This is a genomic window from Acidovorax sp. FHTAMBA (assembly GCF_038958875.1).
In the GTDB taxonomy this organism is placed as follows: domain Bacteria; phylum Pseudomonadota; class Gammaproteobacteria; order Burkholderiales; family Burkholderiaceae_C; genus Acidovorax.
Map to the genome: position 1 here is coordinate 2,342,165 of NZ_CP152407.1, position 13,033 is coordinate 2,355,197.

Below are 13,033 nucleotides of genomic sequence, written 5' to 3' on the forward strand. Positions count from 1 at the left end.
CTACACGTCCAGCAGCGGCTTGTGCTTGATGTGCCGCGCAAAGACCTGCATGAACTGCGGATCGACGCGCGCACCCCACACCGCCAGCGAATGGCCGACGATCCAGAGCACCACGCCGGGAATCCACAGTTGCAGGCCCAAGCCCACGGCGGTGGCCAGCGTGCCGTTGGCAATCGCCACGGTGCGCGGTGCCCCGCCCAACAGGATTGGCTCGGTCAGCGAGCGATGCAGCGGCACCTCGAAACCGGCCGCGAAAATGTCCGGGGCACTCATACGACGGCCCCGCCGGAGAAGCTGAAGAACGACAGGAAGAACGAGGACGCCGCGAACGCGATGGACAGGCCAAAAACGATCTGGATCAGCTTGCGAAAACCCCCCGACGTGTCGCCGAAGGCCAGCGCCAAGCCCGTGGCGATGATGATCATGACCGCGACGATCCGTGCCACCGGCCCCTGGATGGATTCAAGGATGGATTGCAAGGGCCCTTCCCAGGGCATCGAGGAACCGGCGGCCTGGGCGGTGCCGGCCAGGAACAGCAGCAGCGCGGCCAGCAGTAGCCCTTGCCCTGCAGGGCGAGCCAGGGTGCGCAGCCGCGTCAAGCGGGACAGGTGGAAAAGCGGATTTACGGAAATACGGAAAGCATCAACATGCGTCACGGCAGTTCTCCAGAAGGATTGAGGGAGGGGGACGGGGAAGTCGCCGCAGCGGGCGCGGCATCGGACGCCAGCGGAAGCTCGGGGAACGGCGCTTCCATCGCGTCCGTCAAACCGTCCACCAATCGGTATCCCACGCCGTCAAAGCCGACGACGCGGGCGATGCTCTCGATGCGGCGCCTGCGCCCGCGTCCGGCGATGTGGATCACCACGTTGACCGCCTCGGCGATCAGCGCACGCGGCGGGTTCACGGCCACTTCAAGAATCAGTTGCTCCATGCGCAGCAGCGCGCCCAAGGCGGAGCCGGCATGGATCGTGGCGATACCGCCGGGGTGACCCGTGCCCCAGACCTTGATGAGATCCAGCGCCTCGGGTCCGCGCACCTCGCCCACCACGACGCGATCCGGGCGCAGGCGCATCGAGGAACGCACCAGCTCGGTCATGGACACCACGCCCTGGCGCGTGCGCAGCGGCACGTGGTCGCGCGCCGCGCATTGCAGCTCCACCGTGTCTTCGAGCACCAGCACGCGGTCCCCCGAGGCGGCGATCTCGGCTAGCAGCGCATTGGCAAGCGTGGTCTTGCCGCTGCTCGTGGCTCCTGCGATCAGGATGTTTTGGCGCTCACGCACGGCCCGCACCAGAAAGCCCGCCTGAGCGCTGGTCATCATCCCGTCGATGACGTACCGCTCCAGCGGGATCACGCCGATGGCGCGCTTGCGCAGCGCGAAGGCCGGCCCCGGCGCTGCAGGTGGCAGGATGCCCTCGAAGCGTTCGCCCGTTTCGGGCAGCTCGGCCGACAGCAGCGGCTGGCCGCGATGCACTTCCGCACCGACGTGGGCCGCCACCAGCCGGATGATGCGTTCGCCGTCCGCTTCTGACAGCTCCACGCCCATCGGCGCGCGGCCCGAAGAAAGCCGATCCACCCATAGCGTCCGGTCAGGATTCAGCATCACTTCCACCACGTCCGGGTCTTCCAACGCGGCGGCGATCAGCGGCCCCATCGCCGTGCGCAGCATCTGGATGCGGCGATCCAGAGACGTGGCAGCGGATGAACGAGGTTCTGGCGGGATTTGGGGAGCGGCGCTCATGAGGCACGCTCCCGCGCTTCAGCGACTGCCGCCGCGTCATCCATCCGCATCGGGTCGGGATGCAGTTCTTCCACCACGTCACGCACGAGGCTGCGCCCGCGCAGCAAGTGGCGGCCAAGCTGTTCGACGAACTGCTCGAACCGCGCCTTGCCATGCGCGCGGGCGGCTTCCTGATGGGCTTCGGGAACCGGCGTGCTGACGGTCAGGAAGTAGCGGATGAACAGCGCCAGCGTTTCGATCTGGATGTTCTGGTCGCGCTCCAGGCGTTCGGCCTGACGCGACAGGTGATCCAGCCGCTTGGCGATGGCCGCCTCGCGCCGGTCGGCGGCATCGGGCGACAACCACGATGCGAGCGCCGCCGCGACGATGGATGACTTCGAGACGCCTTTCTTGGCGGCCAGTTCTTCCAGGCGCTTAGCGTGCCCGTGCTGGATGAACAGATTGAGGCGGTATTGGCTCATAGGTCGATTCCGTCGTTGGGGTCGAGGGAAGCCAACCGGGCCGTGCGCTGCATGGCCGGATCGAACTGGCGCGGGAGGGGAAGCGGCTCGTCGTCGTCATCGAGCAGCGCCAGGTCGGCCGCAGGCGCGACCAGCTCGGGGTCGTAGGCGACGGCTTTGGAGAGTTCAGGCTGATGGCGCGGGCCGCCGTCGTCGGCATTGCCAAAGTCATCGGCGGCATCGGCTGGGGGCACGGTCGGCACAGCAGGAATCGCCAGGCCGCTCCAGTCATCGGCACGGGCCGGCGGTACGTCGGCATAGTGCCCATCCGCAAGCGAAGGCGGCGGCAGCACGCGGCGCTTGAAATTGGCGTCGGCGTAGTAGCGCAGCTTCTTCGCCTTGATAGGTGGCAGGCTGGACACCATCACCACCGATTCATCCGGCGGAAGCTGCATCACTTCGCCAGGGGTGAGCAGCGGGCGTGCCGTTTCCTGCCGCGACACCATGAGGTGCCCGAGCCACGGCGCGAGCCGATGGCCGGCGTAGTTGCGCTGCGCGCGCAGCTCGGTGGCCGTGCCCAGGGTTTCGGAAATGCGCTTGGCCGTGCGTTCGTCGTTGGTGGCGAACGTCACCCGGACATGGCAGTTGTCGAGGATGGAATGGTTTTGGCCATACGCCTTGTCGATCTGGTTGAGCGACTGCGCGATGAGGAAGCTGCGGATGCCATAGCCGGCCATAAAAGCAAGCGCCGTCTCGAAGAAATCGAGCCGGCCCAGCGCAGGAAACTCATCGAGCATCAGCAACAGCTTGTGGCGGCGCTCGATGCCATCCGACCCGTCGAGCGATTCGGTCAGCCGTCGGCCGATCTGGTTGAGGATCAGGCGGATCAGCGGCTTGGTGCGGCTAATGTCCGAAGGCGGCACCACGAGGTACAGCGATACCGGATGCTCGGCGGCAATCAGGTCGGCGATGCGCCAGTCACAGCGTGAGGTGACTTCGGCCACCGTGGGGTCACGGTACAGGCCGAGGAACGACATGGCCGTGGACAGCACGCCTGAACGCTCGTTGTCGCTCTTGTTGAGGACTTCGCGCGCGGCAGACGCCACCACGGGATGCGGGCCATCACCCAGGTGCGGCGTGGTCATCATCCGGTGCAAGGTCAGCTCGAAGGGGCACGCCGGGTCGGACAGGAAGTTGGCAACACCCCGCAGCGTCTTGTCTTCGCTCGCATAGAGAACGTGCAGGATCGCGCCCACCAGCAGCGCGTGCGAAGTCTTCTCCCAATGGTTGCGTTTCTCCAGCGCCCCTTCGGGATCGACCAGAATGTCCGCGATGTTCTGCACGTCGCGCACCTCATTCGCACCGCGCCGGACTTCCAGCAGTGGGTTGTAGGCTGCTGACATGGCATCAGTCGGGTTGAACAGCAGGCAGTGCGAGAAGCGCGAGCGCCAGCCGGCGGTGATCTGCCAGTTTTCGCCCTTGATGTCGTGGATGACGGCCGACGTGGGCCACGAAAGCAGCGTGGGAACGACCAGACCGACGCCTTTGCCCGAGCGCGTAGGTGCGAAGGTCAGGACATGTTCCGGGCCTTCGTGGCGCAGGTACTGGCGATCATGCTGGCCGAGGAACACGCCGGTCGGCTGCGTGAGGCCGGCCTTGCTAATGTCCTGCGCATTCGCCCAGCGTGCCGAGCCGTAGGTCGTGACGAGGCGCGACTGACGCGAGCGCCAGATCGACATGCCGATGGCGACCACCACGGCCACGAGTCCGCTGCCGCCTGCGATGGCGCCGCCCGTGTCAAAGACGCGGGGCGCGTAGGCATCGAAGAAGAACCACCACTCGAACAACCGCCAAGGGTGATAGATCGGTGTGCCGAGAAGATCGAACCAGGGCGAGCCAAGGCGTACTTGATAGCCGAGGGCCGCTGCTGTCCATTGTGTGGCACTCCACACTCCGGCGATCACGATGCCGAATACCACGGCGATCTGACCGAATAGCACATTCGTACCTTGCATCTTCTGGGCTCCAATCACAGCACGGGGATGTGCCGCAGCCACGAGGATCAAGGCGGGGGTTAAGGCTGGTCAAAGGCCATTACGGCAGCGATTCAGACGAAAAGAGCCAGATTTATTGCAGTAGCGAAGAAAATAGAAATGCCGCAGGCGCGAGCGCATTGCGGGATAGCGAAGTAACAGTGGGAGGCTTGTCGCAGCGAAGCGACGAGAAAAGGGACTACTGAGCTCTCTGCTCCGGCCGGTCACCGAAGAAGCGTCGTTTAGCCGCTTCAGCGGCACGCAGGCAGATTTCGTCATTGACCTTCAGGCGCTTCTCCTTACATAGGCGTTGGATTTCCTTGATGCGCTCGGGATTGGTCACAAGCGCATCCACGGTTTCCGAAGGTTGAGTGGGGTCGCATGCGGTCAGTGCGGCGATGAGCATCAGGAACATCACTTTGTTCATGGGTCCAGTCCTTTATCAGTCGGAGGAGGAGTCTTCTGCGGTGCTGAGGTCATCCGCCGAATCCATGAAGGCCACTCGTTCAATGAATCGGGTCAGCATCCCAGAAGACTCCGAATCGCGGCGCAGCAGATAGGTTGTGAGCAAGGGCGGCTTGCCCGCCAAGCGCCGGGCCACGACGCCCGATTCGCGGCTGGAAGCGATGTGCGCCGCACCCGCTAAGCCCAAAGCAAGCCCGGCGGAAACCAGGGTCATCATCACGTCGAAGCTGGCAACGCGCTGCGCGATCAGCGGCTCCTGACCGCACGTGCGGAGGAAACGATCGACCTGGCGCACATGGCCCTCGAAAACGGCCGGGTCGCCCAGCGCCAATGGATAGCGGAGCACTTCCTTCAGTGGAATTTGCTTGAAGGCGAGCGCAGGATGTCGGGCTGGCACCGCCACCATCAATTCATCCTCCCACGCGGGAGTCATCACGATGCCGTCGCCCGCGTCTTCAGCCATCGAGAAGCCAGCGTCATACAGGTCGCTATGAAGCCCCTTGATCTGCTGATCCGACGATACCTCGAACAGTCGGATTTCCACCTCGGGATCTTCTTCGCGGCTACGCGCCAACAGCGACGGTAGGCGCAATGGCGTGATGCCGTCGGACAAGGCGATCCGTAACTGGCCGTGAAAACCGTTGGCGGCGGACTTGACGCTATCACGGGCTTGATCCAGCGCCGCGAAGACGCGCGGAACGTGCTCCACGAACAGCCGCCCCGCGCAGGTCAGTTGCGTGCTGCGAGTCGTGCGAACGAAAAGGCGGGCGTTAAGTTCTTCCTCCAACTCCTTGATGGTGGGGGACAGCGGCGACTGGTCGATGTGAAGCCGCTCTGCAGCCCGCGCAAAGTGCAGTTCTTCCGCGACAGCAAGGAAGCAGCGCAGATGCCGAAGCTCCATGGCCTCTTTTCCTTTGTTCGTTAGTGCGCCACCGACTGCTTGTAAACCTGCCGTCCTGACGCATTGCTTCCTTGAACTTCCTTGTGCCGTCTCTGCGCTCAGCGGCGCATTGCCGATCACTTGGTCGATTGTCCTGTAGCGCATATCAGATAGTCCTTGCCGATGCAGTCGGCAATGCCACCCCCGCAGCGCGACTGCGCCAATCAAGCATCGTCTGATGCTTCGTACACGGGATTCGAGCGCTGTGCCTCTGCGACCTCAGCTCGCGTTGCGGCATCACGCCCGCGTCGGCCCCCATCGAATGGCGACAGGTCCAAGCTCGGAATGCTCTACTAGGTGCAGTTTGTCAACTTTGACAAGCTGTGGTCTCGCTTTAAGTGTCGTATCACAGCAATGGCCCCGTTCTGCGGCCTCACAAGCAAGATGAAGCGCAGCCGGGACTTTCTGCGGAGAGATCCGTCTCTGATCTATGCCAAATACGCAATTCACAGTAATCTGCATATTAATGCATATTAATGCATATTAATCACACGATTTTGTGCATTATTTTGCAGAATTGTAAGAGGACGTATGAACGCCGCCTTTGTTATCCAACCATCAAGAGTTAAACGAATTGCGAGACATTGGAGAGCGTGCGCGCGGACAACTTCGTTGCGGTCAGCTTGGACGCGGGCATGCCGTTGCGGTCAGCTTGGACGCGGGCATGCCGAACAACGTGGACTTGTCATCCGACAAGCAATTGCTGCGTGCCCTGGAGACGTGGCACCCCAAGTACCTCTAATGGTGGAAGGAATGGGTTCTGCTTGGAGCGGCTCAGCTGCCAGCAGGACAACCATCGCATGCTGGGAGCTTTCAACGAGCTCACGCCGGACTGAGTCTCCTTCTTCATGTTCACCTGCTTCACCGACCGCGACGGCAAGATGCAGCTCGCCGCGCTGGCCGAAAGCGGCTTCGACCCCTTGTTGCGCTCCTGCCGTTTCATGTTGACCGAGGAGGCACATCACCTGTTAGTGGGTGAGACAGGCGTGCAGCGTACCATCGAGGCACCTGCTCGGCCATGGTGAAGGCGGGCATCACCGACCCTTACGACGTAGAGCGCGTGCGCGCGCTCGGTGTGGTCGACCTGCCGCTGCTGCAACGCAAGGCCAACTTCCACATGAGCTTGACGCGGGACCTGTTCGGCAGTGAGATTTCGCGCAATGGCGGCGAGGCGTTCAGCGCTGGACTGAAGGGCCGCCTCAACGAAGCCAAGCTCAGCGACGACCAAAAGCTGCAAGACGCCTTGTGCCGGTCACCCAGGTGGTCGATGGTGAGCTGGGGGGAACCAGGTGCCAGCGCTGCGCGCGATAAATTGCCGCCTGCTGGAGGACTACATCGCCGATTGCCGGGGGCATCGACCGCAAATGGGCGGTGCCAAAGGCCAAAAACGCCCAAAAACGGCGTCATCCGGTGCCGCGCGGCAAATCACGAAGGCTTGTTCAGCGTAGCCTAAGCGCATTGAGCGCATTGAAGCGCAGTTTAAGCCATGCTCTCCACTGGCACGGGCAGTGGCATGCGTACTCTGTCCCAGCGTTCTACGTGTTGGCCCAACTGGTAAGCCGTGATAGCCGACAGCGTCCAACCCAGATGGCCGTGACCGGTGTTGTAAAACACGTTGGCGTACCTTCCTGGACCTACGCGCGGCATCATGTTGGGCAGCATCGGGCGCAGGCCTGCCCAGGGTTCGACCCGACGCGTGCTCACGTCAGGAAAACACTGGTTCACCCAGCTAACCAGCGGCCGAATGCGATCAGCACGGATGTCGAGGTTGTAGCCGTTGAACTCTGCCGTACCGGCCACTCGGAAGCGGTTGAGGCCTAAGCGACTCGTGACCAGCTTGGTCTCGTCATCGAGCAGGCTGACCTGCGGCGCAGCGGCCTGGCTCTGTTCATCGTCGAGCATGACGGTGATGGAATACCCCTTGACCGGGTAGACGTTGAGCCGGTCGCCGAGCTGTGCACCCAGCGCGCGGCTGCGCACGCCGGCGCAGACTACAACCCCGTCTGCGTCGATCTCCGTCCCATTTGCCAGCATCACCTGGGCAGTTTTGCCCGTGCTCCGTACACGTTCCACGGTGTGGGCGGTCATGAATTTCACGCCCAAACGAGAACATGCCAAGCTCAGTCCGTGCGTGAACTTGTGGATGTCGCCTGTGCTGTCGCTCTCGGTGTACCAGCCCCCAAAAAATTCGCCGGTGAGCGTTGGTTCGATGGCGCGCATTTCATCGGGGGTGACGGCTCGGCGTGGAAGGCCACCTTCTGCCAAAAGCTTTGATACCTGGCCTGCATGCTCGAAACCAGCGCGGTCTCGATAGATGTGCAGGATGCCGCGCTCCTTCAAGTCGAAATCGATGCCCTCGTCCCGCGCCCAGCTGAACAGGTGCTCACGCGCGGCAACGGCCAGGCGCGTGGTAGCGACCGTGTTGTCGCGGTACTTCGGAATGGACGCAGCGAACTCTGCAAACCAGCTGAGCTTGTGCCAACTCGGGCGCGGATTGACCAGGAGGGGGGCGTCCGCCGTGAACATCCACTTCAAGCCCTTGACCAAGGTGGACGCATGGGTCCAGACCTCGGCATTGGAGGCAGACAGTTGCCCGCCGTTGGCATGGCTGGTTTCCATGCCCGCATAGCGGTGTTTTTCGATGAGGGTGACTTCGTGGCCAGCACGGGCCAATGCGTAGGCGCTGGTGACGCCGGTGATGCCGCCGCCGATAACGATGAGGTGTGCCATGGGAGTCTCGCGTTCAAAGCCGTCAAACAGGTAGGCATGGGCCGCACACTGCGTGCGGCCCATGACCCCCTCTGTTTGGGACCTGAGAGATTCACCAGCGCTCGCGCTGATTTGCTCCTGCGGCGGGCCGGGGGACGAGTCCCGGCCACTCTTCAGAGTTTGTTGCGTATTGACCGGTCCTTTTGCCTGAGAGTTTCCGGGGCGGTTGCTCCTTCGGCGCCAGCCCATTTCACAGGCCGGGCTCTCCCGATCGATACAGTGTTGATATTACTGTGGTTGTAGCTGTATCGATTTGGCGATGGCGCGAAATTGGTGGATTCCATCGAGATAGGCTTTGTCTACTGCGGCTAGCGGAAGCGGTTTCGCCAGCAATTGGCTGTTCGCTTCCAGTGCCTGGTGCACGCCCGGGTCGGCCAGCGTCTCCGTGATGGCTTTATGCAAAGCAACGACAACTGGCTCGGGCGTGTCCTTCTTCACGAAGTAGCCCGTCCAGATGTTGAAGGTGAAGTCCTTAAGTTGCTTGCTCTCGGTAATGGCGGGAAAGCCCTTCACGCCCTCAAGCCGTTCGCTGTTGAGCATGGCGAGCACCTGAAGACGATTTTGCTTGTGCATCTCGTCATACTTCTTGCCATACGGTGCCAGAAAGAAATCGACCTGGTTGGCCATTAAGTCCTGCTCGGCCGGCGCCGAGCCACGGTAGGGCACATGGACCATCGGAATTCCCGTCACCTTGGAGAGGTGCTCGCCCAACAAATGGTAGAACGAACCTGGGCCTACGCTGGCGTAGGTCACGGGGCGGCCCTGCTGCGCCGCCTTTCGGGCATGGTCGAGGAACTCGTCGACAGTGCTGACGGGCAGGCCCTTACGGGCCAGGAAAGCAATCTGTGCCGTTGCGATCATCTGCACGAGGCGGAAGTCCTCGCTCTTAAATTTGATGGACGCGATGGCCAGTGGGGCCAAAATGAGTTCATTGGGCGAGCCCTGGAAAAGCTGATAGCCGTCGCTCGGGGCGTTGAGCACCTTCTGCGCGGCGATAGAGCCGCTCGCGCCACCCAGGTTCTCGATCACTACGGGTTGTCCCAGCTGCTTGCCCAGTGTGTTGTTGACCGAGCGGGCGATGACGTCAGACAGGCCCCCGGCCGGGTAAGGCACCAGCATTGTCACCGGACGAGTCGGATAGTTCTGTGCCTGGGCCATGCCTGAAAGGGCGGCCAGGGCGATGGCCGCGCCGGCCATCAGGGTCTTGTAATGGATGATCATGGGGAGTCTCCTGTTTCTTTAGTGGTGGGGGAAGAAGAGTCAAGTAGCTCCTGTACGAGCGCTATCCAGTACGCGGCGCCAACGCCGATGTTGTGGTCGTTGAAGTCGTATGCGGGGTTGTGAACCATGCAGGCACCAGGCTCCTGCCCCACGCCGTTGCCGATGAAAAGATAGCTACCGGGCACCCGCTCCAGCATGAAGGCGAAGTCTTCGCTGCCCGTGAGCATGGCCCCCTGGGCGATGACCTGCTCAGGCGGAAAATGCGCCTGAGCGATCGCGAGAGCCCGGGCGGTCTGCGTCGCGTCGTTCACCAGGACGGCGTAGCCGGGGCGCCAGTCCACCTCGGCCCGAACCCCGTAACTTTCGGCCTGCAGACGTACCAGATTCTTGATGCGCACTTCCATGTCGCGGCGGACCTGCGGATCGAGCGCACGCACGCTCAGCTCCAGCCGGGCAGAGGAGGGGATGACGTTGTTGGCCGCCCCCGCGTGCAGGGCGCCCACGGTGACGACGGCAGGCTGCATCGGGTCGACGCTGCGCGAGACGATTGTCTGCAATGCCATGACTACGGAGGCTGCAGCCACCAGCGGGTCCACTGCGCGGTGGGGCATGGCGCCATGGCCGCCGGTGCCGTGCAATAAGACCGTCGCGTAATCCGATGAGGCCATGGTTGGCCCACTGCGAAACACCAGTTGACCCTGCGCGTACCCCGGCATGTTGTGCATTGCGAAGATCGCGTCGCAGGGAAAACGTTCGAACAGCCCGTCTTCCATCATCTTGAGGGCGCCGCCCCCGCCTTCTTCGGCTGGCTGAAAGATCAGGTTGAGCGTGCCGTCGAAGCTGCCGGATGATTCCGCCAAGTGGCGTGCCGCAGCCAGCAGCATCGCCGTGTGGCCGTCATGGCCGCAGGCATGCATCACCCCATGGTGGCGGCTGGACCACTCGGCACCCGTTGCCTCTTCGATCGGCAGCGCATCCATATCTGCGCGCAGGCCGATCGCGCGGCTCGAAGTGCCGCGTCGCAGTTGCCCCACCACGCCCGTTCCACCAAGCCCTGTGGTAACGGTGTAACCCCAGGACGCCAGCTTTTCCGCGACCAGAGCACTGGTACGGTGTTCAGAGAAGGCCAGCTCCGGGTGCCGGTGGATATCACGCCGCACCGCAATGAACTCCTGAAGCTGCTGATCACTGAGACGTTCCAAAACATGACCCCCAAGGTGGATGAACTATTACGCATGTTAAAAAGCGTTTGTTTTAAAGTCCAATGCATTAATGTGCATTGACCGATGAGTTTCACGAGAAAATCAAGATGACGTTGGTACAGCTTCGACATTTCGTGGTGGTTGCAGACATCGGCTCCTTCGCACAGGCTTCCGCGGCCCTGTTCCTGACCCAGCCAGCGCTCACGCGCAGCATCCAGAGCCTGGAGCTTGAGCTCGGCGGCACGCTGTTCGACCGCCTGGGCCGCCGCATCGCCTTGACACCCTTCGGGCGGGAAGTGCTCAACCGCGCTCGGCTGCTCGTCAGCGACGCCGAGACACTGCGGCACGCTGGCAAGGCCCTGCACGCAGGGTTGATCGGCACGCTTCGTGTTGGCTTGAGCTCGGCACCCGGCGCCTTGCTGAGCACGCCGCTCATGCGGCATATGGCTGAGCACCATCCCCGGCTGAAGGTCGAGATTTCCCGCGGCAACACCGCGGTGCTGATTCATGCACTGCGCGAGCAGCTCCTGGATGCGGCGATCGTCGATATCCGCGACATGCGTCCTTCTGCGGATTTGAGGGTGGACCTCGCCTTCGAACTCGGGGCTGGCTTTCTGGTGCGAAAAGACCACCCGTTGGCACGGCTCGGCAGGACCGTTACTCTGGCCGACATCACGGCATACCCGGTCGCCTCCACGCCGCTGAGCGACGAGGTGGCACGCATGCTGATTGCCCGCTACGGCCCCGAGGCCAATCCCGATGATATGGTTACGTTGCGTTGCGACGAAACCATGAGCCTGGCGGATGTTGCGCAGCACAGTGATGCGATCCTGCTCACCATTTCCGCCGTGGCGCCTGGGCTGGTACCGCTGCCGGTGGTGCCGCACCTTGATGCAACGGGGCGTTTCGGGCTGGTCGTTGCCGCGCAGCGCCAGGAGGCACCCGCATTGGGCATCGTGCGCGAGCACTTGCCAAACTGGCTCGGCAATGTGACAGCACACCAAGCCTTGCGTGAGTAGTTAGTGCAGTGATTGAGAGTGTGGAAGTGGGTCCGCCGAGGAGCACGGTGTTGTTGCGGCCGGCGCTGCTGGGGAATGCGCATGCAAACGCTGTTGGCCGTAGGCCCCCTGCCGGCAGCCACCAAGTAATGCGCTGATGGGCTGATGGGCTGGCCGGCTTGTCCCGAGAGGAAAGTAATTTCGTGCGATCCAGCGATGCCAGATCGCGCTACAGGCACTGTTTATATTAACTCCACTTTTTCGACCAAGGCACGTACGTCATGTGCAAGCTGGTTCCCGAGAACTTCTTGTTGACGCAGCGCCTCAACGACCTCCGACACGATGGCAACGCGCTTTTGCGCGCCGGTTTGGATACCTTGCATTGCCTCGCGGGACGCATGGATGCGTGTGCGGCCTATGTCCGTGGCTTTCGAGGCACTGCCTACCCGCTCGCTGGCCGACTTGCAGGAGGTCACTAGCGACGACGCCAGCGCCCTGACCTGGTCGCTCGCCTCGTTGGTGCGTGCAGCCAGAGCCTTCACTTCATGGGCCACAACCGCAAAACCGCGCCCCGCCGTGCCTGCGCGGCTGGCCTCGATAGCGGCGTTGACGGCGAGCAGGTCAGTCTGTCGTGCGATCAGGTGGATGGTGGCCACGATGTCGCCTATGCGGTTGGCCTTGGCCTGGAGTTCGGCAAACAATGCGCTCGAATGTTCGACGTGCTGCGCGAGCTCCTCAATGGCCGTTTCAATGCCGGTGACTGCGGCTGCGCCGTCCTTCACCTGATCTCCTGACGATCTGGCCAGCACTTTCGCGCGATCCATGGCGTCGAGGGCATGGGCGACCAGGCGGATGAGGAGGCTAGCGTGTTGCGCAAGGTTCTTCACTTCCTCGGCCAGCTCGGACACCTGGACCGGTCCGCGCGCGTCGGTCGCAAGGTCGTGGTCGGTCCATGCGTGTACCTCGGATGCCGACGGCCCCTGCGGATGTTGCAAGGGCGGAGTGTCTGCGCGCCGTTTGCCGAAGACAGCCATGGCAACAAACAGGACAAGGCAACAGCCACCCAGCAACAGCGTCAGGAAATCATGGGTTGTCAGGATGATTGCCACAGAAACAAGGGTGCCGATGACCGAGGCCACCAGTTGCCCGGAGGCGGGTTGCGTAATGCCGGGTGGGTGGCGATGTTCGATTCGTGTTTGCATCGGAATTCTCCTCGTTGCGAAG

The 13,033-nt window shown here is 62.6% G+C and carries 14 protein-coding genes and 1 riboswitch; of the genes, 3 read left to right on the forward strand and 11 right to left on the reverse strand.

Features of this window, described 5'->3' with window-relative positions:
* The 7 genes from AAFF19_RS11035 to AAFF19_RS11065 all read right to left on the reverse strand — a co-directional run bounded on the left by AAFF19_RS11035 (nt 1) and on the right by AAFF19_RS11065 (nt 5,580).
* A complete protein-coding gene (locus tag AAFF19_RS11035; protein ID WP_182120260.1) occupies nt 1-273 on the reverse strand; it encodes a VirB3 family type IV secretion system protein in 273 nt (90 codons plus the stop codon).
* Nucleotides 270-656, reverse strand: a complete 387-nt coding sequence (locus tag AAFF19_RS11040) for a TrbC/VirB2 family protein (protein WP_182120261.1) — start codon at nt 654-656, stop codon at nt 270-272. Before AAFF19_RS11040 ends, AAFF19_RS11035 begins: the two co-directional genes overlap by 4 nt.
* Nucleotides 653-1,741 carry a P-type conjugative transfer ATPase TrbB gene (trbB, locus tag AAFF19_RS11045; RefSeq protein WP_182120262.1) on the reverse strand — a complete coding sequence of 363 codons (1,089 nt, stop codon included), beginning with the start codon at nt 1,739-1,741 and terminating at the stop codon, nt 653-655. Before trbB ends, AAFF19_RS11040 begins: the two co-directional genes overlap by 4 nt.
* Nucleotides 1,738-2,202 carry a CopG family transcriptional regulator gene (locus AAFF19_RS11050; protein WP_182120263.1) on the reverse strand — a complete coding sequence of 155 codons (465 nt, stop codon included), beginning with the start codon at nt 2,200-2,202 and terminating at the stop codon, nt 1,738-1,740. The genes trbB and AAFF19_RS11050 overlap by 4 nt, the downstream gene beginning before the upstream one ends.
* Nucleotides 2,199-4,196: a conjugal transfer protein TraG gene (locus tag AAFF19_RS11055; RefSeq protein WP_182120264.1), complete on the reverse strand. Its 1,998-nt coding sequence runs from the start codon at nt 4,194-4,196 to the stop codon at nt 2,199-2,201. Before AAFF19_RS11055 ends, AAFF19_RS11050 begins: the two co-directional genes overlap by 4 nt.
* A gap of 217 nt (nt 4,197-4,413) precedes the next feature.
* Nucleotides 4,414-4,641, reverse strand: a complete 228-nt coding sequence (locus AAFF19_RS11060; protein ID WP_182120265.1) for an EexN family lipoprotein — start codon at nt 4,639-4,641, stop codon at nt 4,414-4,416.
* Between the two features lie 15 nt (nt 4,642-4,656).
* Nucleotides 4,657-5,580, reverse strand: a complete 924-nt coding sequence (locus tag AAFF19_RS11065) for a LysR family transcriptional regulator (protein WP_182120303.1) — start codon at nt 5,578-5,580, stop codon at nt 4,657-4,659.
* Nucleotides 5,581-6,467: 887 nt separating this feature from the next.
* Between AAFF19_RS11065 and AAFF19_RS11070 the strand changes: the two genes are divergently transcribed.
* Complete coding sequence (locus tag AAFF19_RS11070; RefSeq protein WP_182120266.1) at nt 6,468-6,644, forward strand: hypothetical protein; 177 nt, start codon at nt 6,468-6,470, stop codon at nt 6,642-6,644.
* Nucleotides 6,638-7,072 carry a hypothetical protein gene (locus AAFF19_RS11075; RefSeq protein WP_182120267.1) on the forward strand — a complete coding sequence of 145 codons (435 nt, stop codon included), beginning with the start codon at nt 6,638-6,640 and terminating at the stop codon, nt 7,070-7,072. Before AAFF19_RS11070 ends, AAFF19_RS11075 begins: the two co-directional genes overlap by 7 nt.
* A gap of 26 nt (nt 7,073-7,098) precedes the next feature.
* Here the strand turns inward: AAFF19_RS11075 and AAFF19_RS11080 are convergent, their stop codons facing one another.
* The 3 genes from AAFF19_RS11080 to AAFF19_RS11090 all read right to left on the reverse strand — a co-directional run bounded on the left by AAFF19_RS11080 (nt 7,099) and on the right by AAFF19_RS11090 (nt 10,811).
* The gene (locus AAFF19_RS11080; protein WP_342721800.1) at nt 7,099-8,412 is read right to left on the reverse strand and encodes a D-amino acid dehydrogenase; all 1,314 of its coding nucleotides are present in this window, start codon (nt 8,410-8,412) and stop codon (nt 7,099-7,101) included.
* A 101-nt stretch (nt 8,413-8,513) separates the two neighbouring features.
* Nucleotides 8,514-8,608, reverse strand: a riboswitch (glycine riboswitch).
* A gap of 8 nt (nt 8,609-8,616) precedes the next feature.
* The gene (locus AAFF19_RS11085; RefSeq protein WP_182120268.1) at nt 8,617-9,609 is read right to left on the reverse strand and encodes a tripartite tricarboxylate transporter substrate binding protein; all 993 of its coding nucleotides are present in this window, start codon (nt 9,607-9,609) and stop codon (nt 8,617-8,619) included.
* Complete coding sequence (locus tag AAFF19_RS11090) at nt 9,606-10,811, reverse strand: M20 aminoacylase family protein (RefSeq protein WP_182120269.1); 1,206 nt, start codon at nt 10,809-10,811, stop codon at nt 9,606-9,608. Before AAFF19_RS11090 ends, AAFF19_RS11085 begins: the two co-directional genes overlap by 4 nt.
* A 77-nt stretch (nt 10,812-10,888) precedes the next feature.
* Between AAFF19_RS11090 and AAFF19_RS11095 the strand changes: the two genes are divergently transcribed.
* Complete coding sequence (locus AAFF19_RS11095; RefSeq protein ID WP_246331004.1) at nt 10,889-11,830, forward strand: LysR family transcriptional regulator; 942 nt, start codon at nt 10,889-10,891, stop codon at nt 11,828-11,830.
* Nucleotides 11,831-12,051: 221 nt separating this feature from the next.
* On the opposite strand, the gene AAFF19_RS11100 is transcribed toward AAFF19_RS11095, so the two are convergent.
* The gene (locus AAFF19_RS11100; protein ID WP_182120270.1) at nt 12,052-13,011 is read right to left on the reverse strand and encodes a methyl-accepting chemotaxis protein; all 960 of its coding nucleotides are present in this window, start codon (nt 13,009-13,011) and stop codon (nt 12,052-12,054) included.
* Between the last annotated feature and the right edge of the window lie 22 nt (nt 13,012-13,033).

Excerpts from the sequence above, each read along its gene's own strand:
- AAFF19_RS11080 (WP_342721800.1), bottom strand. The coding sequence starts at position 8,412 with ATGGGCCGCACGCAGTGTGCGGCCCATGCCTACCTGTTTGACGGCTTT.
- AAFF19_RS11055 (WP_182120264.1), bottom strand. The coding sequence starts at position 4,196 with ATGCAAGGTACGAATGTGCTATTCGGTCAGATCGCCGTGGTATTCGGC.
- trbB (WP_182120262.1), bottom strand. The coding sequence starts at position 1,741 with ATGAGCGCCGCTCCCCAAATCCCGCCAGAACCTCGTTCATCCGCTGCC.
- AAFF19_RS11050 (WP_182120263.1), bottom strand. The coding sequence starts at position 2,202 with ATGAGCCAATACCGCCTCAATCTGTTCATCCAGCACGGGCACGCTAAG.
- AAFF19_RS11060 (WP_182120265.1), bottom strand. The coding sequence starts at position 4,641 with ATGAACAAAGTGATGTTCCTGATGCTCATCGCCGCACTGACCGCATGC.
- AAFF19_RS11035 (WP_182120260.1), bottom strand. The coding sequence starts at position 273 with ATGAGTGCCCCGGACATTTTCGCGGCCGGTTTCGAGGTGCCGCTGCAT.
- AAFF19_RS11085 (WP_182120268.1), bottom strand. The coding sequence starts at position 9,609 with ATGATCATCCATTACAAGACCCTGATGGCCGGCGCGGCCATCGCCCTG.
- AAFF19_RS11070 (WP_182120266.1), top strand. The coding sequence starts at position 6,468 with ATGTTCACCTGCTTCACCGACCGCGACGGCAAGATGCAGCTCGCCGCG.
- AAFF19_RS11100 (WP_182120270.1), bottom strand. The coding sequence starts at position 13,011 with ATGCAAACACGAATCGAACATCGCCACCCACCCGGCATTACGCAACCC.
- AAFF19_RS11065 (WP_182120303.1), bottom strand. The coding sequence starts at position 5,580 with ATGGAGCTTCGGCATCTGCGCTGCTTCCTTGCTGTCGCGGAAGAACTG.
- AAFF19_RS11075 (WP_182120267.1), top strand. The coding sequence starts at position 6,638 with ATGGTGAAGGCGGGCATCACCGACCCTTACGACGTAGAGCGCGTGCGC.